This is a genomic window from Streptomyces sp. NPDC059582 (assembly GCF_042735715.1).
Lineage (GTDB): Bacteria > Actinomycetota > Actinomycetes > Streptomycetales > Streptomycetaceae > Streptomyces.
The window spans coordinates 53,282-79,251 of record NZ_JBHWCC010000006.1 but is presented as its reverse complement, the minus strand read 5'-3'; the positions used below and the strand labels follow the sequence as shown (position 1 = coordinate 79,251).

The 25,970-nt window shown below is 70.4% G+C and carries 27 protein-coding genes, 1 tRNA gene and 1 pseudogene; 11 read left to right on the top strand and 18 right to left on the bottom strand.

Annotated elements, in window-relative coordinates; translation table 11 throughout:
• The first annotated feature begins 51 nt into the window (after positions 1-51).
• From ACFV0T_RS08050 to ACFV0T_RS08040, 3 genes are all read left to right on the top strand, one after another.
• Positions 52-546 carry a phage holin family protein gene (locus tag ACFV0T_RS08050; RefSeq protein WP_385775705.1) on the top strand — a complete coding sequence of 165 codons (495 nt, stop codon included), beginning with the start codon at positions 52-54 and terminating at the stop codon, positions 544-546.
• A complete protein-coding gene (locus ACFV0T_RS08045; RefSeq protein ID WP_385775703.1) occupies positions 543-1,493 on the top strand; it encodes an alpha/beta fold hydrolase in 951 nt (316 codons plus the stop codon). Before ACFV0T_RS08050 ends, ACFV0T_RS08045 begins: the two co-directional genes overlap by 4 nt.
• A 127-nt stretch (positions 1,494-1,620) precedes the next feature.
• On the top strand, positions 1,621-1,800 hold the full coding sequence (locus tag ACFV0T_RS08040; RefSeq protein WP_385775701.1) for a hypothetical protein: 180 nt from the start codon (positions 1,621-1,623) through the stop codon (positions 1,798-1,800).
• A gap of 21 nt (positions 1,801-1,821) precedes the next feature.
• Here the strand turns inward: ACFV0T_RS08040 and ACFV0T_RS08035 are convergent, their stop codons facing one another.
• The 3 genes from ACFV0T_RS08035 to nth all read right to left on the bottom strand — a co-directional run bounded on the left by ACFV0T_RS08035 (position 1,822) and on the right by nth (position 5,093).
• Positions 1,822-3,021: a MarP family serine protease gene (locus ACFV0T_RS08035; protein ID WP_385775699.1), complete on the bottom strand. Its 1,200-nt coding sequence runs from the start codon at positions 3,019-3,021 to the stop codon at positions 1,822-1,824.
• A gap of 98 nt (positions 3,022-3,119) precedes the next feature.
• The gene (locus tag ACFV0T_RS08030) at positions 3,120-3,815 is read right to left on the bottom strand and encodes an NUDIX hydrolase (protein WP_385775697.1); all 696 of its coding nucleotides are present in this window, start codon (positions 3,813-3,815) and stop codon (positions 3,120-3,122) included.
• 369 nt (positions 3,816-4,184) lie between these two features.
• On the bottom strand, positions 4,185-5,093 hold the full coding sequence (gene nth, locus ACFV0T_RS08025; protein WP_385775695.1) for an endonuclease III: 909 nt from the start codon (positions 5,091-5,093) through the stop codon (positions 4,185-4,187).
• A gap of 275 nt (positions 5,094-5,368) precedes the next feature.
• Between nth and ACFV0T_RS08020 the strand changes: the two genes are divergently transcribed.
• Positions 5,369-6,043, top strand: coding sequence for a Crp/Fnr family transcriptional regulator (locus ACFV0T_RS08020; RefSeq protein ID WP_351138581.1), 675 nt, complete (start codon positions 5,369-5,371; stop codon positions 6,041-6,043).
• Positions 6,044-6,142: 99 nt separating this feature from the next.
• Positions 6,143-6,964, top strand: coding sequence for a nucleotidyltransferase domain-containing protein (locus ACFV0T_RS08015; RefSeq protein WP_385775693.1), 822 nt, complete (start codon positions 6,143-6,145; stop codon positions 6,962-6,964).
• A gap of 37 nt (positions 6,965-7,001) precedes the next feature.
• On the opposite strand, the gene ACFV0T_RS08010 is transcribed toward ACFV0T_RS08015, so the two are convergent.
• From ACFV0T_RS08010 to ACFV0T_RS07995, 4 genes are all read right to left on the bottom strand, one after another.
• Positions 7,002-7,832 (bottom strand): MBL fold metallo-hydrolase, encoded by an 831-nt coding sequence (locus tag ACFV0T_RS08010; RefSeq protein ID WP_385775690.1) that lies wholly within the window; start codon positions 7,830-7,832, stop codon positions 7,002-7,004.
• Entirely contained in the window at positions 7,829-8,710 is an 882-nt protein-coding gene (locus ACFV0T_RS08005) for an NUDIX hydrolase (RefSeq protein WP_385775688.1), read from the bottom strand. The genes ACFV0T_RS08010 and ACFV0T_RS08005 overlap by 4 nt, the downstream gene beginning before the upstream one ends.
• Before the next feature lie 268 nt (positions 8,711-8,978).
• Entirely contained in the window at positions 8,979-9,446 is a 468-nt protein-coding gene (locus ACFV0T_RS08000; protein WP_385775686.1) for a RidA family protein, read from the bottom strand.
• Positions 9,443-9,604 (bottom strand): DUF4177 domain-containing protein, encoded by a 162-nt coding sequence (locus ACFV0T_RS07995; protein ID WP_010986011.1) that lies wholly within the window; start codon positions 9,602-9,604, stop codon positions 9,443-9,445. Before ACFV0T_RS07995 ends, ACFV0T_RS08000 begins: the two co-directional genes overlap by 4 nt.
• A 278-nt stretch (positions 9,605-9,882) precedes the next feature.
• On the opposite strand from ACFV0T_RS07995, the gene ACFV0T_RS07990 reads away from it, so the two are divergent.
• Complete coding sequence (locus ACFV0T_RS07990; protein WP_385775683.1) at positions 9,883-10,860, top strand: ArsA-related P-loop ATPase; 978 nt, start codon at positions 9,883-9,885, stop codon at positions 10,858-10,860.
• Positions 10,857-12,260 carry an ArsA family ATPase gene (locus ACFV0T_RS07985; protein WP_385775680.1) on the top strand — a complete coding sequence of 468 codons (1,404 nt, stop codon included), beginning with the start codon at positions 10,857-10,859 and terminating at the stop codon, positions 12,258-12,260. The genes ACFV0T_RS07990 and ACFV0T_RS07985 overlap by 4 nt, the downstream gene beginning before the upstream one ends.
• Positions 12,261-12,348: 88 nt before the next feature.
• Here the strand turns inward: ACFV0T_RS07985 and wblA are convergent, their stop codons facing one another.
• A complete protein-coding gene (gene wblA, locus ACFV0T_RS07980; RefSeq protein ID WP_385775918.1) occupies positions 12,349-12,687 on the bottom strand; it encodes a transcriptional regulator WblA in 339 nt (112 codons plus the stop codon).
• A 408-nt stretch (positions 12,688-13,095) separates the two neighbouring features.
• On the opposite strand from wblA, the gene ACFV0T_RS07975 reads away from it, so the two are divergent.
• Positions 13,096-15,405 (top strand): transglycosylase domain-containing protein, encoded by a 2,310-nt coding sequence (locus tag ACFV0T_RS07975; protein ID WP_385775678.1) that lies wholly within the window; start codon positions 13,096-13,098, stop codon positions 15,403-15,405.
• Positions 15,406-15,663: 258 nt separating this feature from the next.
• Here ACFV0T_RS07975 and ACFV0T_RS07970 read toward each other — a convergent pair whose 3' ends face one another.
• The gene (locus ACFV0T_RS07970) at positions 15,664-16,128 is read right to left on the bottom strand and encodes a GatB/YqeY domain-containing protein (RefSeq protein ID WP_385775676.1); all 465 of its coding nucleotides are present in this window, start codon (positions 16,126-16,128) and stop codon (positions 15,664-15,666) included.
• A 108-nt stretch (positions 16,129-16,236) separates the two neighbouring features.
• Here ACFV0T_RS07970 and ACFV0T_RS07965 point away from each other — a divergent pair, with 108 nt between their 5' ends.
• From ACFV0T_RS07965 to ACFV0T_RS07955, 3 genes are all read left to right on the top strand, one after another.
• On the top strand, positions 16,237-17,163 hold the full coding sequence (locus tag ACFV0T_RS07965; RefSeq protein WP_385775674.1) for a metallophosphoesterase: 927 nt from the start codon (positions 16,237-16,239) through the stop codon (positions 17,161-17,163).
• 153 nt (positions 17,164-17,316) lie between these two features.
• Positions 17,317-18,102, top strand: coding sequence for a Pr6Pr family membrane protein (locus ACFV0T_RS07960; RefSeq protein ID WP_385775672.1), 786 nt, complete (start codon positions 17,317-17,319; stop codon positions 18,100-18,102).
• Positions 18,103-18,135: 33 nt separating this feature from the next.
• Positions 18,136-18,209: transfer RNA gene (locus tag ACFV0T_RS07955), tRNA-Pro, on the top strand.
• Between the two features lie 83 nt (positions 18,210-18,292).
• Here the strand turns inward: ACFV0T_RS07955 and xerC are convergent.
• The 9 genes and pseudogenes from xerC to ACFV0T_RS07910 all read right to left on the bottom strand — a co-directional run bounded on the left by xerC (position 18,293) and on the right by ACFV0T_RS07910 (position 25,886).
• Positions 18,293-19,498 (bottom strand): tyrosine recombinase XerC, encoded by a 1,206-nt coding sequence (gene xerC / locus ACFV0T_RS07950; RefSeq protein ID WP_385775670.1) that lies wholly within the window; start codon positions 19,496-19,498, stop codon positions 18,293-18,295.
• Between the two features lie 73 nt (positions 19,499-19,571).
• Positions 19,572-19,781 (bottom strand): helix-turn-helix domain-containing protein, encoded by a 210-nt coding sequence (locus tag ACFV0T_RS07945; RefSeq protein ID WP_385775667.1) that lies wholly within the window; start codon positions 19,779-19,781, stop codon positions 19,572-19,574.
• 218 nt (positions 19,782-19,999) lie between these two features.
• On the bottom strand, positions 20,000-21,175 hold the full coding sequence (locus ACFV0T_RS07940) for a DUF3631 domain-containing protein (RefSeq protein WP_385775665.1): 1,176 nt from the start codon (positions 21,173-21,175) through the stop codon (positions 20,000-20,002).
• On the bottom strand, positions 21,172-21,528 hold the full coding sequence (locus tag ACFV0T_RS07935; RefSeq protein WP_385775663.1) for a hypothetical protein: 357 nt from the start codon (positions 21,526-21,528) through the stop codon (positions 21,172-21,174). The genes ACFV0T_RS07940 and ACFV0T_RS07935 overlap by 4 nt, the downstream gene beginning before the upstream one ends.
• A pseudogene (locus ACFV0T_RS07930) lies at positions 21,525-22,416 on the bottom strand (bifunctional DNA primase/polymerase). The gene ACFV0T_RS07935 and the pseudogene ACFV0T_RS07930 overlap by 4 nt, the downstream one beginning before the upstream one ends.
• Before the next feature lie 161 nt (positions 22,417-22,577).
• Positions 22,578-23,039: a hypothetical protein gene (locus ACFV0T_RS07925; protein WP_385775661.1), complete on the bottom strand. Its 462-nt coding sequence runs from the start codon at positions 23,037-23,039 to the stop codon at positions 22,578-22,580.
• A gap of 13 nt (positions 23,040-23,052) precedes the next feature.
• Positions 23,053-23,247: a hypothetical protein gene (locus tag ACFV0T_RS07920; RefSeq protein ID WP_020134511.1), complete on the bottom strand. Its 195-nt coding sequence runs from the start codon at positions 23,245-23,247 to the stop codon at positions 23,053-23,055.
• A 14-nt stretch (positions 23,248-23,261) separates the two neighbouring features.
• Entirely contained in the window at positions 23,262-23,519 is a 258-nt protein-coding gene (locus ACFV0T_RS07915; RefSeq protein ID WP_028809111.1) for a hypothetical protein, read from the bottom strand.
• A gap of 141 nt (positions 23,520-23,660) precedes the next feature.
• The gene (locus ACFV0T_RS07910; RefSeq protein WP_385775658.1) at positions 23,661-25,886 is read right to left on the bottom strand and encodes a cell division protein FtsK; all 2,226 of its coding nucleotides are present in this window, start codon (positions 25,884-25,886) and stop codon (positions 23,661-23,663) included.
• Positions 25,887-25,970: the final 84 nt, after the last annotated feature.

Genomic DNA, 25,970 nt, shown 5'->3' with positions numbered 1-25,970 from the left:
GCGGACCGCACGCAGGAACACGCAGACACACGCAGACACAGGGAGACCGCGATGAGCGCACCCGACGGCAGCCCGGTCGGCGCCGAACGCAGCATCGGCCAGCTGTTCGCCTCGGCGACGACCGACATGTCGGCGCTGGTGCACGACGAGATCGCGCTGGCGAAGGCCCAGCTGAAGCAGGACGTCAAGAAGGGCCTGACGAGCGGTGGCGCGTTCTCCCTGGCCGCCGTGCTCCTGCTGTTCTCGCTGCCGATGCTGAACTTCGCCCTCGCGTACGGCATCCGGACCTGGAGCGGCTGGAACCTCGCGATCTGCTTCGTGCTGTCCTTCGCCGCGAACGTCCTCGTGGCGGCCGCGCTGGCCCTGATCGGCATCGTCTTCGCGAAGAAGACGCAGCGGAGCAAGGGCCCGCAGAAGGTCGCCGCCTCCATGAAGGAGACGGCTGGCGTCCTGCAGAAGGCCAAGCCGCACCCGCGCCCGGCGACCCCGGCGCTGGAGGACCGGACGCCCGCCGCCATCGAGGCTGTGGCACGCTCGACCTCATGACGGACCCCGCGACACCCTCGGCGCAGCCCAGCTCGGTCGTACGCTCGCCCCTGCCCGGTGGTCGCGAGGTGACGCACCGGGACGTCGCCGCCAACGGCGCCCGCTTCCACATCGCGGAGCTGGGCGACGGCCCCCTGGTCATGCTCGTGCACGGCTTCCCGCAGTTCTGGTGGACCTGGCGGCACCAGCTGGTCGCGCTGGCCGACGCGGGTTTCCGGGCCGTCGCGATGGACCTGCGCGGCGTCGGCGGCAGCGACCGCACGCCGCGCGGCTACGACCCCGCCAACCTCGCTCTGGACATCACCGGTGTGATCCGCTCGCTCGGCGAGCCGGACGCCGCGCTGGTCGGCCACGGCCTCGGCGGCTATCTGTCGTGGACGGCGGCCGTGATGCGCCCGAAGCTCGTACGGCGCCTCGCGGTCGCCTCGATGCCGCACCCCCGGCGCTGGCGCTCCGCGATGCTCTCCGACGTCAGGCAGACGGCGGCGAGTTCCTACGTCTGGGGGTTCCAGCGGCCCTGGATCCCGGAGCGGCAGCTCACCGCCGACGACGGCGCCCTGGTCGGCCGGCTGATCCGGGACTGGTCCGGGCCGCGCCTGCCGGACGACGAGGCGGTGGAGACGTACCGCCGCGCCCTCTGCATCCCCTCCACGGCACACTGCGCCATCGAGCCGTACCGGTGGATGGTGCGCTCCCTCGCCCGGCCGGACGGCATCCAGTTCAACCGCCGTATGAAGCGGCCGGTGCGCGTGCCGACCCTGCACCTGCACGGCTCGCTCGACCCGGTGATGCGCACCCGTAGCGCCGCGGGCTCCGGTGAGTACGTCGAAGCGCCCTACCGGTGGCGGCTGTTCGACGGTCTCGGACACTTCCCGCACGAGGAGGATCCGGTCGCTTTCTCGACCGAACTGGTCAACTGGCTGAAGGATCCGGAACCCGATCGGTGACCGCGCCACCACGCCCGGTACCGGAATCTGAACACCTGTCCTACGAACAGCCAATTGCCTGGCGCATAGGCCAATTGGGCGCCTCCGAGGCGGTTATCGACCTTGGGGCAGGGGCAGACGTCGGGGTATGGGCTGGACGCACGACTACAGTGACGCAGCACGCGACCGCCGCTCGGCCGGTGGTCTGAGCTCCCACCAGAGGGGCACCCCGCAACTCGCGGGGGCGGACCCCAGGGTGGGGATCCCGCGCATCCTGCGCCGTAGGGCCCGCTGGGTCTCGGTGCGTCTGCGCCATCCGCGCGGCTGACGCGGCGCGGGCCAGGCCGGCCTACAGCGCGCAGCTGTCGGTGCCCACCTGCTGGTTCGCACTCCGTCCCTTGGCGATGTCCTGCCGGATCTCGTCGACGGTCAGCGCGTACCCCGTGTCGGCGTCGTCCAGCGACTTCGCGAACACCACGCCGTACACCTTGCCGTCGGGCGTGAGCAGCGGGCCGCCGGAGTTGCCCTGGCGGACGGTCGCGTAGAGCGAGTAGACGTCGCGGCGCACGGTGCCGTGGTGGTAGATGTCCGGCCCGTTGGCCGAGATGCGCCCCCGCACGCGCGCGGCACGCACGTCGTACGAGCCGTTCTCCGGGAAGCCCGCGACGATCGCGCTGTCCCCGCTCGCCGCGTCCGCGGACGAGAACTTCAGGGCGGGCGCTTCGAGATCCGGTACGTCGAGTACGGCGATGTCGCGCTGCCAGTCGTACAGGACGACCGTGGCGTCGTACCGCCTGCCCTCGCCGCCGATCTGGACGGTGGGCTCGTCGACGCCGCCGACGACGTGGGCGTTGGTCATCACACGGCGGTCGCCGAAGACGAAGCCGGTGCCCTCCAGTACCTTGCCGCAGCTCTCGGCGGTGCCGGTGACCTTGACGATGGAACGCTGGGCGCGCAGGGCGACCGCGCTGTTCGCGAGGGCCGGATCCGGGGGCTGCACGTCGGTGATCGGCTCGTTCGCGAACGGGCTGAAGACCTGCGGGAAGCCGTTCTGCGCGAGGACCGAGGAGAAGTCGGCGAACCAGGTGTCGGCCTGGGCGGGCAATGCCCGGGAGACACCGAGGAGCACCTTGGAGCTGCGGACCTCCTTGCCGAGCGTCGGCAGGGTGGTGCCGGCCAGCGCCGAGCCGATCAGCCAGGCGACCAGCAGCATGGCGACGACGTTGACGAGGGCGCCGCCCGTCGCGTCCAGCGCGCGGGCCGGGGACCAGGTGATGTACCGCCGCAGCTTGTTGCCGAGGTGGGTGGTCAGGGCCTGCCCGACGGAGGCGCAGACGATGACGACGACCACCGCGACGACGGCGGCCGTGGTGCTGACCTCCGAGTTGTCGGTCAACCAGTCCCAGATGACGGGCAATACGTAGACGGCGACGAGACCGCCGCCCAGGAAGCCGATCACCGACAGGATGCCGACGACGAATCCCTGGCGATAGCCGACGATCGCGAACCACACGGCCGCGACCAGCAGCAGGATGTCCAGCACGTTCACCGCTTCAGGCCTCGCCTCAACACTTTCGGGTCACTCCAGACGGCCGCGGTAGGTCCGGGGGTCGTCCCCCGGATGGACACAGCACGGTGGACACCCTGTCATGACCGCCAGTCGAGTGGCACTGTCTTCTCGCGGTCCCAGGGGCGCTCCCAGCCCGCGTAGTGGAGCAGGCGGTCGATCACGCCCGCCGTGAAGCCCCACACCAGGGCCGATTCGACCAGGAATGCCGGACCTCGGTGACCGCTGGGGTGGACGGTGGTGGCGCGGTTTCCGGGGTCCGTGAGATCCGCCACGGGGACCGTGAAGACCCGGGCCGTCTCGTTCGGGTCGACGACCCCGACCGGGCTCGGCTCACGCCACCAGCCCAGCACCGGGGTGACGACGAAGCCGCTGACCGGGATGTACAGCTTGGGCAGCACGCCGAAGAGCTGGACACCGCCGGGGTCGAGGCCGGTCTCCTCCTCGGCCTCGCGCAGGGCGGCGCGCAGCGGCCCGTCGGCCTTCGGGTCGCCGTCCTCCGGGTCCAGGGCACCGCCGGGGAAGGAGGGTTGCCCGGCATGGGAGCGCAGCGAGCTGGACCGCTCCATCAGCAGCAGTTCGGGACCACGCTCCCCGTCGCCGAAGAGGATGAGAACGGCGGACTGCCGGCCCGCGCCGTTCTCCGGCGGCAGGAAGCGGCTCAGCTGAAGCGGCTCGACCGTCTCGACGGCGTGCACCACCGGGTCGAGCCACCCCGGCAGCCCGCTCTTGCTGAGCGCCACCGGCCCATCCTGCGTATCACTCGCCCGCGTCATCGCCACCCCCGTCGTCCTGCCTGCTCCAACGCACCACGACCCGCGAATCGTTCCGGGCGCTCCGACAGCTGCGACAGTTCTGAACATTCGGGATATTTCCGATACATCGGATGCTCCGGGCCGTGCGGACGGTCCGCGCCGTGCGGGCGCTCCGGCCCGCACGGTCGGCCCGTCGCCCTCTCGCCGGCCGCCCGCAGCCCCGGGTGACGAGCTCGGCGGCGGTCGCCCGCCCGCCCCCGCCGAACGCCGGCTCCCCGTCAGTCGGCAGCCCCGTTCGGCACTCCCGGCGTCCCGGCCGACACTCACGCCGTCCCGACCGGCGCTCCCGCCGTACCGCTCGCCGCTCCTGCCGTCCCGTTCGTCGTCTCCTCATCCGGCCCCCAGCGGCGGGGCCGGCCTGCCGCCCGCGTCCAGGTAGGACTGCGGGGGCTTCAGGCGCTGGCCCGGGTAGCCGCCCTTCTCGTACTTGAGGAGCTTCTTCGCCTTCTCCGGGTCCGTCTCACCCTCGCCGTACGCCGGGCAGAGCGGGGCGATGGGGCAGGCACCGCAGGCGGGCTTGCGGGCGTGGCAGATCCGGCGGCCGTGGAAGATCACGTGGTGCGAGAGCATCGTCCACTCGCTCTTGGGGAAGAGCGCGCCGACGGCGGCCTCGATCTTGTCCGGCTCGCTCTCGTCGGTCCACTGCCAGCGCTTCACCAGGCGCTGGAAATGCGTGTCCACGGTGATGCCGGGGCGCCCGAAAGCGTTGCCCAGCACGACGAAGGCGGTCTTGCGGCCAACGCCGGGCAGCTTGACGAGATCCTCGAGCCGGCCCGGGACCTCGCCGCCGAACTGCTCGGCCAGTGCCTTCGAGAGGCCTATCACCGACCGGGTCTTGGCCCGGAAGAAGCCCGTGGGACGGAGGATCTCCTCGACCTCCTCGGGGTTGGCGACCGCCAGGTCCTCGGGGGTGGGGTACTTGGCGAACAGGGCGGGCGTGGTCTGGTTGACCCGGAGGTCCGTGGTCTGGGCGGACAGGACCGTGGCGACCAGCAGTTGGAAGGGGTTCTCGAAGTCCAGCTCGGGGTGGGCGTAGGGATAGACCTCGGCGAGCTCGCGGTTGATCCGGCGGGCGCGGCGGACGAGCGAGGTGTGGGACTCGGCCTTCGCGGGCTTGACGGCGGCCTTCTTCACCGGATCCGCTGTCACTGCCTTTTTGGTCTTTACCGCCTTTGTTGCTTTCGTCGCCTTTGCCGCCTTCGCCGTTTTCTCACCGCCGCTGGACTCCTGTTCGCCCACAGCGGAATCACGCCGTACAACCACCCGTCCAGCCCCCTTGGCCTGTGCTCTCACCGGCGATTTGGACACCCGGCCAGCCTAAAGCCCGGCACCGACATCCGCCTCGGACCTCGAAGATCGGCCCCCAATTGGCCCCCTGCCGCTTACCTCGGGACACGTGTGCGGCATCCTTGTGACAGATCACACTGTTTGGACCGTCCGGCAAAACGGGGAACACGGTCCCCTGGTACACCGGGGAGCAAGATCCCCTGAGCAGGTCGACAAGGAGAGAACTCGTGGACGACGTTCTGCGGCGCAACCCGCTCTTCGCGGCACTCGACGACGAGCAGGCCGCGGAGCTGCGCGCCTCCATGAGTGAGGTGACCCTGGCACGCGGCGACTCCCTCTTCCACGAGGGCGACCCGGGCGACCGGCTCTACGTGGTCACCGAGGGCAAGGTCAAGCTGCATCGCACCTCCCCCGACGGCCGCGAGAACATGCTCGCGGTGGTCGGCCCCAGCGAGCTCATCGGTGAGCTGTCGCTCTTCGACCCGGGCCCTCGCACGGCGACGGCCACCGCGCTGACCGAGGTCAAGATGCTCGGCCTCGGCCACGGCGACCTCCAGCCCTGGCTGAACGCCCGCCCCGAGGTGGCCACCGCGCTGCTGCGCGCCGTCGCCCGCCGGCTGCGCAAGACCAACGACGCCATGTCCGACCTGGTCTTCTCGGACGTCCCGGGCCGTGTGGCCCGCGCCCTGCTGGACCTCTCCCGGCGCTTCGGCGTGCAGTCCGAGGAAGGCATCCACGTCGTCCACGACCTGACGCAGGAGGAACTGGCCCAGCTCGTCGGCGCCTCGCGCGAGACGGTCAACAAGGCGCTCGCCGACTTCGCCCAGCGCGGCTGGCTCCGGCTGGAGGCACGCGCGGTGATCCTGCTGGACGTGGAGCGACTGGCGAAGCGTTCGCGCTGACCCTGCTGACGCACGGCGACCGTCAGCCACCGGCGGACGGTCGCCCCACCCGTCGAAAACCAGCCGCGCCTACCCGCATCCCCCGGGCACAGTGAACGCATGACCGAAACCGTTCACCGCCCGGGGCTGGACGCGCAGGGCTACATCGCGCGCGAAGGCTCCCTCGCGCGCGTGCCGCACGGCTACCGGCCCGTCGTCGCCGCGGCCCGGGACCGGCTGCCGAAGGTGTTCGGGGCGCGGCTGCACAGCGCGTACCTCTACGGGTCGATTCCGCGGGGCACCGCGCGCATGGGACGCAGCGACCTGGATCTGCTCGTCGTGCTGCACGAGGAGCCGACCGACGCGGACCGGGCGCGGGCGCGAGCATTCGACGAGACGCTCGACCAGGAGTTTCCGCAGATCGACGGGGGCGGCACGCTGCTCGTCGGCCGGGAGCGGGTGCTGAGCGAACTGGAGCGCCACGACCTCGGCTGGTTCCTCGCGTGCCTGTGCACCCCGCTCCTGGGCGAGGACCTCGCCGCCCGCCTGCCGCGCTACCGCCCCGACCCGCTGCTCGCCCGCGAGACGAACGGGGACCTGGCCCTCTTCCTGCCTCGCTGGCGGGAGCGGATCGCCACCGCCGAGGACACCGAGGCGGCCCGGCGGCCCCTCGTCCGCTTCATGTCCCGACACCTGGTCCGCACCGGCTTCACCCTCGTCATGCCCCGCTGGAACGGCTGGACCAGCGACCTGCGCGAGATGGCCGAGGCGTTCGGCGGCTACTACCCCGGGCGGGCCGAGCAGCTGCGGGCCGCGGCGGTGCGCGGGTACGAGCCGACCGGCGCCCCGGACGTCCTGCGGTCGTACGTCGACGACCTCGGCCCGTGGCTCGCCGAGGAGTACGCGCGCGTGCACGGCATCAAGGCGCCCAGGCCCGACTGAGGCCCGGACCCCACTGGTGGGCTCGTGCACCGGCCGGCTAGATGAGCCCGTGCTCCTCCAGGTACTCCAGCTGCGCCCGCACCGACAACTCCGCCGCCGGCCACAGCGACCGGTCGACGTCCGCGTACACCTGCGCGACGACCTCGGCCGGCCGGCGGTGGCCGTTCTCGACGGCCGTCTCCACCTGGGCGAGCCGGTGGGCACGGTGCGCGAGATAGAACTCGACGGCGCCCTGGGCGTCCTCCAGGACGGGCCCGTGGCCCGGCAGCACCGTGTGGACGCCGTCGTCGACCGTGAGCGACCTGAGCCGCCGCAGGGAGTCCAGGTAGTCACCCAGCCGGCCGTCGGGGTGCGCCACCACCGTCGTACCGCGACCCAGGATCGTGTCGCCGGTCAGGACGGCCCGGTCGGCCGGGAGATGGAAGCAGAGGGAGTCCGCGGTGTGGCCGGGGGTCTGTACGACCCTCAGTTCCAGGCCGCCGACCTCGATCACGGCTCCGGACCCCAGCCCCTCGTCGCCCAGCCGCAGCGCCGGGTCCAGGGCCCGTACCTTCGTGCCCGTCAGCTCGGCGAAGCGGGCGGCGCCCTCGGCGTGGTCGGGGTGGCCGTGCGTCAGCAGGGTCAGCGCGACGCGTCTGCCGGCCTTCTCGGCCGTGTCCACGACCGAGCGCAGGTGACCGTCGTCGAGCGGGCCCGGGTCGACCACGACGGCCAGTTCGGAGTCGGGCTCGGCGAGGATCCAGGTGTTCGTGCCGTCCAGGGTCATCGCGGAGGCGTTGGGCGCCAGGACGTTGAAGGACCGCGCGGTGGCCGGCCCGGAGAGGACCCCGCCGCGCGGCTGGCCGGGAAGGGCTGCTGCGTCCGTCATTCGGGGGCTCCACCGGTCGGGATGTGCTTGGTGAACTCGTCGTGGCCGGGCCAGGAGAGCACGATGTCGCCGTTCTCCAGACTCGCGCGGGCCAGCACCGGCGTCAGGTCGCGACCCGGCGCGGCAGCGAGTGTCGCGGCGGCGGTCGGGTACGGGAGCAACTGACGCAGGGTCGCCACGGTGGGCGGCATCATCAGCAGCTCACCCTTGTCGTACGCGTCCGCCGCCTCCCGCGGCCGGATCCACACCGTGCGGTCGGCCTCCGTGGAGGCGTTGCGGGTGCGCTGGCCCTCGGGAAGAGCGGCGACGAAGAACCAGGTGTCGTAACGGCGGGACTCGAACTCCGGGGTGATCCAGCGGGTCCAGGCGCCGAGGAGATCGGAGCGCAGGACCAGGCCACGGCGGTCGAGGAACTCGGCGAAGGACAGGTCGCGGGCGACGAGGGCCGCACGGTCGGTCTCCCAGTCGTCGCCCGTGGTGTCGCCGACCACCGTCTCGGGGCTCGGTCCGGCGAGCAGGACGCCTGCCTCCTCGTACGTCTCCCGTACGGCCGCGCAGACGATCGCCTGGGCCGCCTTCTCGTCGACGCCGAGCCGGTCGGCCCACCACACGCGCGTGGGGCCCGCCCAGCGGACGAGGTGGTCGTCGTCACGGGCGTCGACGCCACCGCCCGGGTACGCGTACGCGCCTCCGGCGAAGGCCATGGAGGCGCGTCTGCGCAGCATGTGCACGGCGGGGCCGTCGGCGGTGTCCTTCAGGAGCATGACGGTGGCCGCGCGCCGGGGGGTCACCGGCGTGATCGTGCCCTCCGTGAGCGCACGGATGCGCTCCGGCCAGTCCGCGGGAAACCACTGCCCATTCGCCTGCCCATTCGCCATGGGCGGAGGCTATCCCGTAGCGCGCGGATGTTCGAGAGGCACGATCACGGGCCCCGGGGGAAGGCCGCCGAGGAGCCTCGGTAGGCCCTGGGAACGCCCGGGCAAAGCCCGCGGACCTGCCGCGGACCTGCCGCGGACTTCCCACGGAGGCCCCACGGACCTCGCACGGATCTCCCGCGGATGTCCAGCCTCCGCCGACCTCCCGCGGATGCCCCACAGCCGCCTCCCACGGAGTCCCGCAGTCGTCCGGCGGGGCTCCCGGGAGCGGTTACGCGTGCGTCAGCTCCACCTGGATCTCGACCTCCACCGGCGCGTCCAGCGGCAGCACCGCCACGCCGACCGCGCTGCGCGCGTGCACGCCCTTCTCGCCGAGCACCTCGGCCAGCAGCTCACTGGCGCCGTTGACGACACCGGGCTGGCCGGTGAAGTCGGACGCCGAGGCCACGAAGCCGACGACCTTCACCACGCGCGCGATGCGGTCCAGGTCGCCGGTGACGGACTTCACGGCGGCCAGCGCGTTCAGCGCGCAGGTTCGGGCCAGTCCCTTGGCCTCCTCCGCGGTGACCTCCGCGCCCACCTTGCCGGTGACCGGAAGCTTGCCCTCCACCATCGGGAGCTGGCCGGCGGTGTACACGTACACGCCGGACTGCACGGCCGGCTGGTACGCGGCCAGCGGCGGCACTACCTCCGGCAGGGTCAGGCCCAGTTCGGCGAGCCTCGCCTCGACCGCGCTCACGCCTGCCGCTCCCGCTTCAGGTAGGCCACGAGCTGCTCGGGGTTGTTCGGCCCGGGCACGACCTGGACGAGCTCCCAGCCGTCCTCGCCCCAGGTGTCCAGAATCTGCTTCGTGGCATGGACGAGCAGCGGCACGGTTGCGTATTCCCACTTGGTCATGTGGGCGACTGTATCCGCTGTGGTCGGTGGGACGGACGGCCGACCACGACCCGCGCCGCACCTGGGCCGAGGGACCGACCGGCACCCCGTCCCCACCGGCGGCAAGGGCCGCCCGCGCCCGGCCGGGACGCCGCGCGTCACGCCGTCCCCCCACCTGCCGACCAGTCGCCGAGTGGCCGACCGGCGTCCCGCCGGGCCCGGGCCATGTGGCCGAGTCTCGCCCCTCTTGTCCACAGCCTGCCGGTTGGCTCGGGCGCGGACTGGTTACGCTCGAAGACGTGAGCAGGCTCCAGGTCGTCAGCGGCAAGGGCGGGACCGGAAAGACGACGGTCGCCGCCGCACTCGCGCTGGCCCTCGCGACCGAGGGGAAGCGGACGCTTCTCGTCGAGGTCGAGGGCCGGCAGGGCATCGCGCAGCTCTTCGAGACGGAGGCGCTGCCCTACGAGGAGCGGAAGATCGCCGTCGCTCCGGGGGGCGGGGAGGTGTTCGCCCTCGCCATCGACCCCGAGCTGGCCCTTCTGGACTACCTCCAGATGTTCTACAAACTCGGGGGCGCGGGGCGGGCGCTGAAGAAACTCGGCGCGATCGACTTCGCCACCACCATCGCGCCCGGCCTCAGAGACGTACTTTTGACCGGTAAGGCGTGCGAGGCGGTGCGCAGGAAGGACCGCAGCGGACGGTTCATCTACGACTACGTCGTCATGGACGCGCCCCCGACGGGCCGCATCACCCGCTTCCTCAACGTCAACGACGAGGTGGCGGGCCTGGCGAGGATCGGGCCGATACACAATCAGGCGCAGGCCGTGATGCGGGTGCTGAAGTCGGCGGAGACTGCCGTGCACCTGGTGACGCTGCTGGAGGAGATGCCCGTCCAGGAGACCGCCGACGGCATCGCGGAGCTGCGGGCCGCCAGGCTGCCGGTGGGGCGGATCATCGTGAACATGGTGCGGCCCGAGGTGTTGGACGCGGCCGACCTGGAACTCGTACGGACGGTGCCGCGCACCGCCCTGGCGCGCACGCTGTCCGGCGCCGGGCTCGGCGGCGCCCGGCGCGGCGGGAACGCCGAACGGCTGGTGGACCCGCTGCTCGCGCAGGCCGAGGAGTACGCCGAGCGGCACGCCCTGGAACACGAGCAGCGCGCCGTCCTGGGCGAGCTGGACCTGCCGCTGCACGAATTGCCGCTGCACGCCGAGGGCATGGACCTGGCGGGACTGTACGAACTGGCCACCGAGCTGCGGAAGCAGGGGATGTCATGAGCCCGGACCCGACGCCCGCGCAGGACACCGCGCGTCGCCTCTCCCCGGCGCGCCTGCTCGACGTCGATCCGCTGCTCGACGACCCGGGGACCCGCATCGTCGTCTGCTGCGGCTCGGGCGGGGTCGGGAAGACCACCACCGCGGCGGCGCTGGGCCTGCGGGCGGCCGAGCGGGGCCGCAAGGTGGTCGTCCTCACCATCGACCCGGCCCGTCGGCTGGCCCAGTCGATGGGCATCGACTCGCTCGACAACACCCCGCGGCGGGTCAAGGGCGTCGAGGGGAGCGGCGAGCTGCACGCCATGATGCTCGACATGAAGCGCACCTTCGACGAGGTCGTCGAGGCGCACGCGGACCGGGAGCGGGCGGCCACGATCCTGAACAACCCCTTCTACCAGTCGCTCTCGGCGGGCTTCGCGGGCACGCAGGAGTACATGGCGATGGAGAAGCTCGGGCAGCTGCGGGCCCGGGACGAATGGGACCTGATCGTCGTCGACACGCCGCCGTCCCGCTCGGCGCTCGACTTCCTCGACGCGCCGAAGCGGCTGGGGTCCTTCCTGGACGGGCGGCTGATCCGGCTGCTGACCGCGCCGGCGAAGCTGGGCGGCCGTGCGGGCATGAAGTTCCTGAACGTCGGGATGTCGATGATGACCGGCACCCTCGGCAAGCTGCTGGGCGGTCAGCTGCTGAAGGACGTACAGACGTTCGTGGCCGCGATGGACACGACCTTCGGCGGCTTCCGCACGCGCGCGGACGCGACGTACAAGCTGCTCCAGGCGCCCGGGACGGCCTTCCTGGTGGTCGCGGCCCCGGAACGGGACGCACTGCGCGAGGCCGCGTACTTCGTGGAGCGGCTGGCCGCCGAGAAGATGCCGCTGGCGGGCCTGGTGCTCAACCGGGTCCACGGCAGCGGAGCCGCCCGGCTGTCGGCCGAACGGGCACTCGCCGCCGCGGAGAATCTCGACCTCGCCGCCGAGCCCACCGAGGCCGCCGCGGAAAATCTTGACGAGCCCCGCATTGTGGATCAGGACGGCGGGAAAGCTGGACTTCGTAACTCTCCCGACACGTACGGCAGTTCAGAATCTCCCGCATCCCGGCCCGGGCCCCCGGCCACCGACCCGCCCACCGGCGCCGACCCCAGGGGCGACCACAGCGCTGACCACACCGCCGACCACAGCGTCGAGGAGCTCACCGCAGGCCTGCTGCGCCTGCACGCCGAACGTATGCAACTGCTCTCCCGCGAGCGGCGCACACGTGACCGCTTCACCGCGCTCCACCCCGAGGTGGCGGTCGCCGAAGTGGGCGCACTGCCCGGCGACGTGCACGACCTCGCGGGACTGCGGAACATCGGAAACCGGCTCGCGGCACACCGACCGGAGCTGCCCGGGCCCACCGACGGCTGAGTCGAGCGCAAGCCCGCCGACAGCCGAGTCGAACCCGGCCCCCACCGACGGCTGGGTCGAGGCAGCCCTCAGCTCAGCGCCGGGGACCTCAGCCCACCGCCGCGTAGTTCTCGTACACCTCGTCGTCGTCGAGCGACACGATGCCGGCACCGCGCTCGTACTCCGTACGAGCCGTCTCCAGCAGCCTGCGCCAGGAGGTCACGGTGGGTCGCCTGCGCAGCAGTGCGCGGCGCTCCCGCTCCGTCATGCCTCCCCACACGCCGAACTCGACGCGGTTGTCGAGCGCATCGGCCAGGCATTCAGTGCGTACCGGACATCCGGTGCACACCGCCTTGGCCCTGTTCTGCGCTGCTCCCTGCACGAACAGTTCATCCGGATCGGTAGTGCGGCAGGCGGCCTGCGCACTCCAGTCGGTTACCCAGCCCATACCGGCGCCGTCCTCTCCCGAATCGAGGCTCCCCCACGGCGGCAGCGGCATATTCACCGCCGCCAGTTGAGGACGTTACGGAAGGTGGGGACAGCGCAACACCCCCTTCGGGCCCAATCTTGAATGGCCCGAACGGACTATGGGTAAGCGGCAGATCACCCGGGGGAGTGAGCTGGCGACATACATGACTATCCCGGCAAAATAGGACAGTTCTATCGAGTCACAACGGGCGCCAGGTGACACGGGAGGCGGATTCGGACACGCCCCCACCAAAAAAGTTGGGGAACCTCCGGAACGATTCGGGGTCGCCGGACGTATTGATACGTAGCCCTACTGCTGTGACAGTTGAGAGCAGCTTAGGCCAAGGCATATACGCGTGTCCGGCGAATGAGAACGTAGGCTGCCCTCATGCCAAAGAAGCGCTCGGGCGGTGGCCTGTCGGCAACACAGCAGGCCGCCAAGTTCCTAGGTGTCAGCGTGCTCGCGGGAGCCGTCCTGGCCGGTATCGCACTGCCCGCCTTCGGCGCGCTGGGTCTGGCCGCCAAGGGGTCGGTGGAGAGCTTCGACGAGCTCCCGGCCAACCTGAAGACGCCGCCGCTGAGCCAGCGCACCACGATTCTCGACGCCGAGGGCGGCCAGATCGCCACGGTGTACTCCCGTGACCGCACGGTGGTGGAGCTCAAGAACATCTCGCCGTACATGCAGAAGGCGATCGTCGCGATCGAGGACTCGCGCTTCTACCAGCACGGCGCGGTCGACCTGAAGGGCGTCCTGCGCGCCCTGAACCAGAACGTGCAGAGCAGCGGTGTCGCCCAGGGTGCCTCCACGCTCACGCAGCAGTACGTGAAGAACGTCTTCGTCGAGGAGGCGGGCGACGACCCGACGAAGGTCGCGCAGGCCACCCAGCAGACCCTCGGCCGCAAGATCAAGGAGCTGAAGTACGCGATCCAGGTGGAAGAGGAGCTCGGCAAGAAGAAGATCCTCGAGAACTACCTGAACATCACGTTCTTCGGCGAGCAGGCCTACGGCGTCGAGGCGGCCGCCCAGCGCTACTTCTCCAAGCACGCCAAGGACCTGACCCTCCCGGAGTCGGCGATGCTGGCCGGCATCGTGCAGTCCCCGAGCCGCTACGACCCCGTGAACGACGAGGCCGAGGCCACCAAGCGCCGCAACATCGTGCTCCAGCGCATGGCCGAGGTCGGCGACGTCTCCCAGGCCGAGGCCGACAAGGCCAAGGAGACCCCGCTGAAGCTGGCGGTCAGCCAGCCCAAGAACGGCTGCATCACCGCGGCCCGGGGCGCCAGTTTCTTCTGCAAGTACGTCGAGAAGGTCTTCCTCAACGACCCGGTCTTCGGCAAGACGCAGGAGAAGCGGGCGAAGCTCTGGAACCAGGGCGGTCTGACGATCCGCACCACGCTCCGGCCGCAGGCCCAGGAGTCGGTCCAGGCCTCGCTCAAGGAGCACGTCAACAAGTCGGACAAGGTCGCCGCGGCGTCCACCCTGATCGAGCCCGGCAGCGGCAAGATCGTCGCGATGGGCCAGTCGAAGCCGTACGGCTACGGCAAGAACGAGACCGAGTACAACTTCTCGGTCAACTCCGTGATGGGCGGTTCGAACTACGGCTTCCCGACCGGTTCGACGTTCAAGCCGTTCGTGGCGGCGGCCGCCCTGGAGGGCGGCAAGCCCGCGACACAGGAGTACTCGTCGCCGTACGACATGAACTACCCGAGCCCGGTGCAGACCTGCGGCAGCAACCCGTGGACCAACCGCGAGGGCGAGAAGGTCGAGAACGAGAGCGAGTCGGAGAAGGGCCCGTACCAGCTGAAGGAGGCGATGGCGAAGTCGGTCAACACGTACTTCGTCCAGATGATCTCCGACATCGGTCTGTGCCCCGTGGTCAAGATGACCGACGCGCTGCACGTGACGCAGGGCAACGGCACCAAGCTCCCCGAGAGCCCCTCCATCGCCCTCGGCGCGGTGGGCCTCTCCCCGCTGACGATGGCGAGCGCGTACGCCGCCTTCGCCTCCCGGGGCATCTACTGCTCGCCGATCGCCATCGAGTCGATCTCCCAGAAGGTCGGCAACCAGCAGAAGTCGCTGGAGATCCCGAAGTCGACGTGCTCGCGCGCGATGAGCGAGAAGACGGCCGACACGGTGAACACGCTGCTGCGTGGCGTGGTCGACTCCGGTACGGGCCAGCAGGCCGGCCTCACCGACCGCGAGAGCGCCGGTAAGACGGGTACGACGGACGAGCGCAAGAACGCCTGGTTCGTCGGCTACACGCCGAACCTGTCGGGCGCGGTCTGGGTGGGCAGCGCCTCCCAGAAGGTCCAGATGAAGAACATCACGATCGGCGGCGTCTACCGCCCGCTCGTCTACGGCGGTGAGGTCCCGGGCCCGATCTGGAAGGACGCCATGACGGGCGCCCTGTCGGGCCAGAACGTCGAGTCCTTCAACCTCGTCGACATCCCGGACCCCGAGAAGGACAAGGGCGACGGCGACGGCGACCACAACGGCAACCCCGGCGGGAACAACGGCAACGCCAACGGCGGTCTGATCGCCGGCCTGACGATCGGCGGCGCGAACGGCGGCGCGAACGGCGGCGCGAACAACGGCGCGAACGGCGGCACCACCCCGAACCCGTCGATCTCGCTCCCCGACGGGTTCATCCAGGGGCAGAACAACGGCGGCCGCAACGGGACCGGGGGCCGCGGCTGAGCCGGCGGCCCGGGCGGCACTGACCCGGGCCTTTGCCTGGTCCCGGTCCGGGCCCCCGGAAGAACGTCGGCCCCCTTCTCCCTACGGGGAGGAGGGGGCCGTTCGTCCGCGCGGCGCCGTTCGTCCGCGCGGCGCCGTTCGTCCGCGCGGCGCCGTTCGTCCGCGCGGCGCCGTTCGTCCGCGCGGCGCCGTTCGTCCGCGCGGCGGCCGGAGCCGGGCCGCCGTCAGGCCGCCGTCGGACAGCCGCGTCCGGTTCGCTCAGCCGGCCAGGAGCTGCTTGACCACGGCGGCCACCCGGCCGCCCTCGGCGAGGCCGGCCACCTTCGGGTTCACGATCTTCATGACGGCACCCATGGCCCGCGGCCCCTCGGCACCGGCGGCCCTGGCCTCCTGGACCGCCTGGGCGACGATCTCGTTCAGCTCCGCGTCGGACAGCTGCTTGGGCAGGTACGTGGCGAGCAGTTCGCCCTCCGCCTTCTCCCGCTCGGCCGACTCGGCGCGACCACCCTGCTCGAAGGCGTCCGCGGCCTCGCGGCGCTTCTTCGCCTCCTTGGTGATCACCTTGAGTACCTCGTCGTCGGAGAGCTCGCGCTTCTCCTTGCCCGCGACCTCCTCCTTGGTGATCGCGGTGAGCGTCAGCCGGAGAGTCGAGGAGCGGAGCTCATCGCGCTCCCTGATCGCGGCGTTGAGGTCTTCCTGCAACTTCGACTTGAGCGTGGTCATGCGTCCGATTGTCGCAGGTGTGCAAGCCGGAACGCCCGCTGATTTAAAGGGGGGTCCGGAAGGGGCGGCCGGGTACGGCGCGCGGACGCGGTCTGACACGATGGTCGTATGCGCGCGCGATACGGAGTACCCCTGGGCATCACGGCGGTCGCGGCCGCCGGACTCGTCTACTCTGCGGGCTTCGAGGCCCGTTCCTTCCGTCTGCGACGGGTGACGGTCCCCGTCCTCCCCGCCGGGATGCGTCCCCTGCGCGTGCTCCAGGTCTCCGACATCCACATGGTGAGCGGGCAGCGCAAGAAGCAGCGCTGGCTGCGCTCGCTGGCGGGCCTTCGCCCCGACTTCGTGATCAACACGGGCGACAACCTCTCCGACCCGGAGGGCGTCCCGGAGGTCCTGGACGCGCTGGGTCCGCTGCTGGATCTCCCGGGCGCGTACGTCTTCGGCTCGAACGACTACTACGGCCCCAAGCTGCGCAACCCCGCCCGCTACCTGCTGGAGAAGACCAACGGCCGACACGGTCTCAACGGCAACGCGCCCGCCGTGGGAGTGATCCACAACCCGTGGGAGGACCTGCGCGACGGCTTCGACGGGGCGGGCTGGCTCAACCTGACGAACACCCGCGGCACCCTGAAGGTCGAGGGCGTCTCGATCGAGCTGACGGGCCTGGACGACCCGCACATCAAGCGGGACCGCTACGCGCAGGTGGCCGGCGGCCCCTCGGCCTCCGCGGACTTCTCGATGGGCGTGGTGCACGCCCCGTACCTGCGGGTGCTGGACTCCTACACGGCCGACGGCTACCCGCTGGTCCTGGCCGGCCACACCCACGGCGGCCAGCTGTGCATCCCCTTCTACGGTGCCCTCGTCACCAACTGCGACCTGGACACCGACCGGGTCAAGGGCCTGTCCGCGCACACGGCGGAGGGCCGCACGTCCTACCTGCACGTCTCGGCGGGCTGCGGTACCAACCGCTACACGCCGGTACGGTTCGCGTGCCCGCCGGAGTCGACCCTGCTGACCCTGGTGAGCCGGGACTAGGCAGGAACGGCCTGGGCGGCGCCGGCGGGCGGCACCCCTGAATGGGTGCCGCTCACGGACCGTTCAGGGACCGCCCACGGCCCCCGGGGAGACGGGTCACCCACATGGCGCACCCACATCGCCTGATATGCGGCTTTTCCCTACCGTGAGGGCATGACCGCGCCGATACCCAGGGACATCCCCGATCTCCCCGCGATCCCGGGCATGTCCACGCTGCTCCCGTCGCACGTGCCCGCTACAGCGGTGACGAGCCCCGCCCACCGTCCGCTGGCCGCCGTCTACCGTCTGCTGATCGCCGCCACGGCCGCCCTGGGCGTGACGATCGACCTGATCATCGGCACCCCGGTCCGGGTCCTGAGCCACTTCGCGATCCAGAGCAACATCCTGCTGGCCGTGGTCCTGACCCTGTCGGCCCGCAGGGCCTGGCTGGCCCGCCGCCCCCTCCCCGCCACGCTGACGGGCGCCACCCTTCTCTACGTCACCATCGCCGCGCTGGTCCACCACCTGCTCCTGACCGACACGGCGACCCCGTTCTCCCTGACGAGCGCGCCCGACGTCCACACCCGATGGCAGGCCCTGGCGAGCCACATCCTGCACACGGTCACCCCGGCCGCCGCCCTCCTGGACTGGCTGCTCCTGACCACCCCCGGCCGGCTGCACCTGCGCCAGACCAGCGCCTGGCTCCTCTACCCCGTGGCCTACCTGGTCTTCTCCCTGGGCCGCGGCGAACTGATCACCCCCGGCACGCCCGGCCGCTACCTCTACCCGTTCCTCGACGTGGACCACCACGGCTACAAGAGCACCCTCGCCAACGCGCTCCTGCTGGGCCTGTCCTTCTACGCCCTGGCCGTCCTCCTCGTGATCCTCGACCACGTCCGCCCCAACCCTCGGCGCCACCCCGGCAAAACCGGATTTCGTCTCCGGCCACCGGTGGGCTAAAGTAAACGACGTCGCCGCGACAAGCAGCGACATCGGGGTGTAGCGCAGCTTGGCAGCGCGCTTCGTTCGGGACGAAGAGGTCGTGGGTTCAAATCCCGCCACCCCGACGCTGGTCAGAGGGCCATTCGCATGATCGCGAATGGCCCTCTTTCATGCTCGGGGGGCCAAACAGGGGGCCAAACGAATTTGATCAGGCCACCGCGTCGCCCTCTTCCTGACCCTCCGCGCCCTCCCCTTCCTGATCTTCGGCGAAGATGTCATCCATCGCTTCGGCGCCCTGCGTGATCACGGGCCGGAGTTGCTTGCGGTAGACCGCCTCTGTGGTCGCCTGGCTGCTGTGACCGACCAAGAGCGCGATCCGCTCCAAGGGGATGCCGTGATCGGAGAGCAGAGATACGAAGCTGTGCCGGAGCTCCCGCGGCGTCCACTCCGGCTTCAGCCCAGCCTTCTTCACGATGGCCTTGAAGTCGCGCCGGACGTTGGCCGCGTCAAGCGGCTCGCCGCTCCGAGTCGTGAAGACACGGCCGGTCGGGCTCCACTCCATCCCTCTCGACGCCCGCTCCTGCTTCTGCCATCGCATGTGCTCTTCGAGGACTTCGACCACCTGCTTCGGCAGTGCGATTGTCCGGCGGCTCTTCCTGGTCTTGGTCTCACCGTGCTTGCGCACCGAACGCCACACCGCGACGTGGGGCGGGATGCCGTCCGTCGTCTCCAGGAAGACGTGATCCCAGGTGAGGGGCCGCGCCTCTTCCGTGCGCACACCGCTGAGGAGCGAGAGCACGAGGTAGGCGTACAGCCGTGATGGGCGCGCTGCGGTGAGCACGGCTTTCGCCTGTTCCAAGTTGAGTGCCTTGCTGGGACGGCCGGGGCGCCCCTCTGGTGCGGTGACGAGTAGGGCGACGTTCCGCGCGGCCTTGTCCCGGCGCTGAGCGTGCGCGATGGAGCGGCGCAGGATGGCGAGAAGGTCGCGCAGGCTTCGCGTCGCGAGGAATTCAGCCCTGTCGTCCAACCAGTCGTCGACGTCGTCCGCGCTGAGTTCCTTCAGCTTGGCCTTGCCGATGAACGGGATCAGGTGCTTGTTCGCCATCGAGCGGTTCTTGCCGATGGTGCCCTTCTCGTCGCGCCCCTTCAGCCCGCGCTCCAACCAGTCGTTCACCGCGTCGGCCACGGTGTAGTTGGCCGGCGCTTTGACGCCCGTCTGCACCTCCTTCTTCAGGTCCCGGATCTTGTTGCGGACTTCGGTCTTCGTCTTGCCGTACACCTTCGGCCGACGGCGCTTGCCGTTCGGGGCGTATCCCAGGGAGACGGCTCCGACGTAGCTCTTCTTGACGGGGTCCCAATAGATGGTGTCCGCGCCGTGGCCAGCCCTTTGGGCGCGCTTCGGGGTCTCGCTCATCTTCTGTTGTGCCTCCATAAGACAGGGCCGCGCCTGAAGGGCGCGGCCCTGTGGAACTGGGGTGGTGGGGAGTTCAGGCGGTGGCCTCTGCCTCGCGCTTGAGGAGTTCGACGTACTGCGCGATGTACTCCGGCGGCACGAGTCGGCGACGGCCGATGCGGACGGTCTGAAGGCGTCCGAGGCGGATCTCCTCGTAGACCATCGAGCGTCCGATCCTGAGAGCCTTGGCCACCTCTTCGGGGCGGTAGAGGAGCTGTTCGGCGGGTTCAACAACCGTGGTCATGCGGCGGTGCCTCCTCGGCAGGGTTCCGGGGGCGGTGGTCCCCCTTCCTGTCAGGTCCGCTACTTCCGCTACCTCCGCTACCTCCCTGGTCAGGGGCATGATCCAGGTAGCGGATAGGGGTAGCGGTAGCGGATGGAGCCGCTACCGGCCCCGGGTTCGTAGCCGCGGGGCGGGTAGCGGATGGGGTTTCCCGGTAGCGGATGCGGAGCGTCTTGCCGCTACCCGGAAACCGCCTCTGAGCTGCCCGGTAGCGGAGGTAGCGGAAGTAGCGCACTTTCAGCGGGGGGTGGGCAGTAGCGCTGCCACGCGTCGTGCAAATCGCTCGCGTAGTAGCCCTTCATGACGCTGCCGCCCGCCTTGATGTTGCGGGCCGCGATGGGGGTGTTGTCCGCGGTCATGTACTCCCGCAGCATCCGCGACAGCCCGCGGGCATCGAGCGGCTTGCCGCTCATGTCCGCCCACGGCGCCTCTTCGAGGCTGTGCAGCCTGTCGAGGATGGCGACGGTGGGCAGGCGGTCGATGCCGTTGAACACGTAGTCGCGCAGGTCCGTGAGCAGGCGGATACCGATGCTGCCCTTGTCGCTGGTCTTGGCCGCGTTCACCAGCTCGATGCACGCGGTGCGGGCCCGCTCCGGCCACGCGCCGCCCGCGGCGTCGGCCACGGCGAGCAGGGGTTCCCACACGTCCGCGGGCCGGTCGCTGATGCCCTCAGGGAGTTCCGGGAACACCCCGTCGACCAGGTGACGGACGGATTGTGCCCAGGTGGCGAGCCGGTCGCGCAGCGCGTGGCCTTCCTTCTCGTGGATGCGCTGTCGGAACGGCTCTACCTGCTCGTTCGGCGCGCGGCGGCGCATGCGGACGATGACCGAGCGCGTGAGGATCGTGTCCGGCAGCGAGCCGAGACCGGCGACCGCAACTCCGCAGAACGACGGGAACTCCTGTACCTGCTGGTTTGAACCGTCGCCGACGCAGCGCCACATGACGCCGGAGCGGCGGTGACCAGCGTTCAGGAAGCCACGGAGCTGTTCGTTCTCTCCGGCCTTGGGACCGAAGACGGTATCGATCTCATCGAAAAGGATCGTGGGCCGTCCCTCCATCCCGGACACCGCGCGGAAAAGCGCGGAGGCGGAGGCGTTGACCGCGACCATCGGTTGCGGCACGAGGGTTTCCACGATCTCCAGCGCACGGGACTTGCCCGACCCCGGCTCCGGCGACAGGAACGCAAGCCGCGGTGTGGAGTCGAAGCAGTCGAGCAGGTGCGCGTGCGCGTCCCACAGCGTCACGGCGACGTATGCGGCTTCGAGAGGGAAGATGTTGAAGCGGCGGTGGAAGGCTTCCACCTCATCGAGCAGTGCGGAGCCGTCCATGGCGGGTGCCGGCGGATTGGTGCTCATGCCGCCTGCCTCCCTTCCTGGTTGGTGCGGAGCGGGCATGCGTCGCGGTGGGCCGTGTGGTCTTCGATCAGGGCGAGCACCTTCGTGTGGCCGACGGCGCTGCGGTCCCTGCCGCACAGGCACTTCGAGGTGGCGGTAGGCACGGCGCCGCGCAGTGCGCAGATGCACAGCCACGCGAGCGGGTACCGGCCGTCGCCCTGCTGCGGGTCAGGACGAAGAGCAGTTCGGACGCCCTTGCGGGCGGCGCCTTTCGGCTCGCCCACGGCCGGACCGGGCGCGGCTTGTGCGGCGACGCACGGATCCGTCGGGGTGGCGGGAAGGCTCTTCAGGGGAGGGCGGGGCGGGGTGCTCATGCCGCCCTCCCCTGGCCGTTGCGGGCAATCGACCAGTTCAGACCGCTGCGAATGGTCGCTTCACACGACCGCGGCGACAAACCGGCCTGCTCCCCCGCCCACTGAAGAGCCTCCTCAACCTGCTCCCTGGGGAGGTCGCCCCACGCGATGAACCGCCCCAAAGGCTCGCGCCGCCCGCAGCAAGGTGCCGTTGCGCTCGCCCTCCGGAGCCTGCCGCACAGACGCGATTTCCGCGTTCAAGCCCGCTGCGGCATAGCTGGACGCCCGCACGGACGACGGTGCAGCCGTTAGTGCCCGCGAAGGCTGACGGACCGTCAGACGGGCGCACAGCCATTCCGGCAAGGGTGCGAGCGGCATGTCGTTGACGACCGCATAGGCGCCCGTGGGGGTGAGGCTGCCAGAGGCGACGACGTAGCCACCCCAAGCGCGGGTGTCGATGCGCTTACCGAGCCGTCCGGCCGTGTTGCCGAGCCGGACGCCAGACGGGGCTGTGAAGTACAGGTGGACCCCGCCGCTCGCGGTCCGCACCGTGCGGGTGGTGGGCACGGCCTGCCCGGCGCGCTCGCAGAGCGCCGTGAAGGTCGTCACGCCGTTAGGCGTGTCCGCACTACTCTTCCGCTTGGGCATGTCGAGGTCAACGACGACCAGCCCGGACGGGCCGGTCGCGATGCCAACGTTGAACGGCAGGTCGCCCCACCCGCGACGGATGCGGTCGGGGTCGATGGTGGCGCGCTCTTCCCACTTGCGGTGACCGCCCGCACAGTCCCCGATGCCGGGGCACACGTCCTCACCGTGCAGGGCCGGACGCTTGTCGCCGGGACGGAGCGGGAGGACGGCCCATCCCCGCTCCGCGGCGTCCAGGGCGGCAAACAGGAGGTGACGGTTCATGCCGTCACCCCCATCACGCTCGATGGGGTGGCATGGGCCGGATGGCCCTCGCCGAATGCACGACGTTGGGTCATGCTGAAGGTCTCCTTGTTCTGTTGGAGGGACAGGAGAACCGGGGCGGGCGCAGGCTTGTGGTGAGACGGCGCCCGCCTCGGGCGTAGCTAGCCGTGGAAGTGGTTGCGCTTGAAGACGGCCTTGCGGATGTTGAAGGTGTTGCCGCCGCTGTGGCCGCTCGCGCTGAAGACCTGCACGGCGACCCAGCCGCCGAAGATGACGGCGGCGAGGGTGATGAGCTGAGTGATGAGCGCGGTCAGTGCAGTGATGAACGCGGTCAGCAGGAACAGTCCGCCACAGACGGCGCCGAACCCGATTCCCCCGAGTGCGATGTTCAATGCCGCGCGTGAGACGGGCGGCTTGGCCGCGACCGGTTCGGGCTTGGCGGGTTCGCGGGAGTAGCCGGTGACGACGCGGCCGTCCGGCAGGACGATGCTCGTCACCGCCGGGATGGTGCCCGGCTGCACCGGTACGACCGGCGCCGACGGGAGCGGGGCGAGCGGGGTGGACCGGTGGACTTCCACGGTCGCCTCACGACGGCCGGGTACGAGGTTGGTGTGCTCGGACACAGGCGTGCCTCCTTCAGTTCCCGAGGGCGGACAGGGCGTCGGCGGACGCCTGCACAAGGTTGTGGATGGGCTCGTACGCACCGGTCCCGGCGACGAAGAACCCGAAGAGGAACAGCACGATGGCCGAACCCCCTCCGGCGGACTTCGTCTTGACGGCAAGGGCGGAGGCGGCGCCGAACAGCAGCACGGCGGAGATGTTCAGGATCATCGGGAGCCTTCCGGTCAGGGGGTGTCGGTGCCCGCGCGGTAGATGCGGGCCCAGCGGTTGTAGAGCCAGCGGCCGACGCGTATGCGCTTGCCGGTGGCCTTGCAGCGGCGGCAGTCCTTGCCGCGCTTCATGCGGCCCTTGCGGTCGGTCTTCATCGCGAAGCCCCAGCCGTTGCACTTGCGGCAGTTACCGAACGGCGAGGCAGCACACACGGCGACGTAACACAGCGTTACGTCGAGAATCAGGGTGATAGCGAGCAGGACAGGGGTCATGACGGGCCCTTCCAGGCGGGTTTCAGGGGTTTCCGCAGGTGGGCCGCTATACGCTAGCGGCCTGATCAGAGGTGGTTTGGGGCGCTAGCGGAGCCGCTAACGTTAGCGGGGTATGCCGCTAGCGCTAGCGGCTCCGGAACCTCAGCCCGCATCCCGCTTTCCGTCACGCTCCGCAATCGCAGCGACGATGTGGGAGCGGTCGATGCCGCGCCGGTTGACGACCTTGCCCTTCACGCGGCGGCCCACCTGGATCGTGGAGACGCCATGCGGCTTCAGGGCCGCGGCCAGTCCCTCCGGGTCCCAGCCGTCGTAGACCTCCTCGCGCAACTCTGCGAGCCGGGCAACGACGGTCTCGGACCACACCTTGGGCTCATCGGCCGGCACAACCGCGAGGATGTCGCGCAGCAGGTCATACGCGCTGGTGACCGGCTCGGGTGCCTCCCCGAGCGCGTGACCGGACAGCGTGCCCGCCTCCTCGCGCAGACGGCGAGCGCGGGCGCCGATGGCGTCGGCGCCCTGACCGTCGACGTAGACGGAGCGCACGATCCGGGCGTCCGAGCCTTCACCGACGAAGTAGTGAATGCCCTTGTCACCCCAGGCGAACATGGTCGCCCGCACCCCGCGCTTGTACGCGGACGTGCCGAGCACCATGTCGTTTTCGAGCTGGCCCATGACCTTCAGGCACCAGCGGGCCGACGCGTTCGCGCTGATGCCAGTGGGCAGCGCCTTGGCGTCCGGGCGCTGGGTGGCGAGCAGTAGCACGATGCCGGTGGCCGGGCCGCGCTTGACCAGATCGGTTGCGATCTCCTCGAACTCCTTGGCGTGCTCGGGGTGCTCGAACAGCACTTGGCACTCATCCACCCCGATCACGATCGGGTGCAGACCCAGGGAGCGCTTGTCGGCGAGAGCGCTGGTCACCTTCGACTCCGGGCAGACATCCCGCGGCAGCGAGCGGATCACCTTGGTGCGGCGGCGCAGTTCCTCGCGCAGCGCCCGGAAGTCGTTCAGGCAGTACTCGATGGACTCGTCGTCGTCACCCGCGGCGTGGCGGTGGGAGACGGCGTCGCCGACCGGGTCAAGGTCGCCCGTGCCCTTCATGTCGTAGGTGTGCAGCTCCGCCCGTAGATCCAGCGCGGCGATGAGCAGCAGCAGGCGCAGCAGGAAGGTCTTGCCCATGCGCGGGATGGCGCCGATGACGCCCGCGATGTACATGAGCGTCGCTTCGACCCAGCGTCCGCGCTGGTCGGTGCCGTAGGCGACCGGCTTGAAGAGGTCCACTGAACCCGACTTCAGAAGCGGCCACTTGGGCTGTTTGGCGCGGGACATGTCCTGATCCCCCACCCACAGCACGAGGTGGCCCGTGTGCTCATCCGGCACCGCCTCGGGCCACACGCACCCGAGCGGGCGCCGCAGGCCGGAGGCGAGCCGGTCGCGACGCTCGATGACGTCGGTCACCGTGACGCCGTACGGGAGGTTGCCCTCCGCGCGCCATCCGGGGCCGTCACGGGTGATCGGGGCGGTGAACTCGAACCCGTCGCGCCCCTTGGCCTGCGCCTGGTTGATGGCGGGGATGCCGAGAGCACCCAGCGCCCGCAGCACGATGTCACTGGTGAGCTTGACCGCCTTGGGCAGTTCCACCGCGCGGTGGATGACCGGGGCATCCGCGCGGCGTCCGGCGAACCCGAGCGCCATCACGACCGCGCTCACCGACACCGCCTGAAGCCAGTCGGGGGCGAGCACGTAGATGGCGAGCGCGGAGCCGAGCCCGACGAACATGGCGAGTACGGCAACGAGGGTGCGCAGTCGGACCCGTCCATCACGCTGCCGCGACAGCTTCAGGTACTCCGCGGCGTCCTCACGCCGGACCGCGGCGAGTCGGACCGGTTCGCCCTCACGGTCGGCCACCCATCGCATCGTGCCGCCCACGAATCGGGCGGCGCCGGTCGGGGCTTGCAGGGCGAGCCGGGCGGCGTAGACCGGGGCACGCAGCGCGTGATACCCGGCGGCGTGGGCGTAGTGACGGGCCACCCACGCCGTGGCAGTCCGCAGTTCCGCCACCGACCGCATCCACACGGGAACGACCGCACGGCGCTGGGCACCGAGCAGCCGACCGAGGTAGCCCGGACCGGTGGCCGTCGGGGTCGGCAGGTCGACCATCACGCGCGCGGTCGGGTCGCCCGACTCGGCACCCGACCGACCGGTCTCGGAGTCGGCCGACGGGTCGGAGTCGGGTCGGGCGGTCGGGTCGGCCGACTCGGTACGGGCCGACCGCGCCTTGTCGAGGTCGACTACCTCGCCCCCGGAGTCGGCGCTCATCTCCGCTTCGAGTCGGTTGAACAGTTCGTTGTCGTCGTCGGGGTGCTTCACTGAGAGTCCCTTCCAAGGAGGAAAGGCGGGGTCCGGCCGTCGCTGTAGGAGGTGGGCGGACGGACCCCGCCGGATCGTGATGAG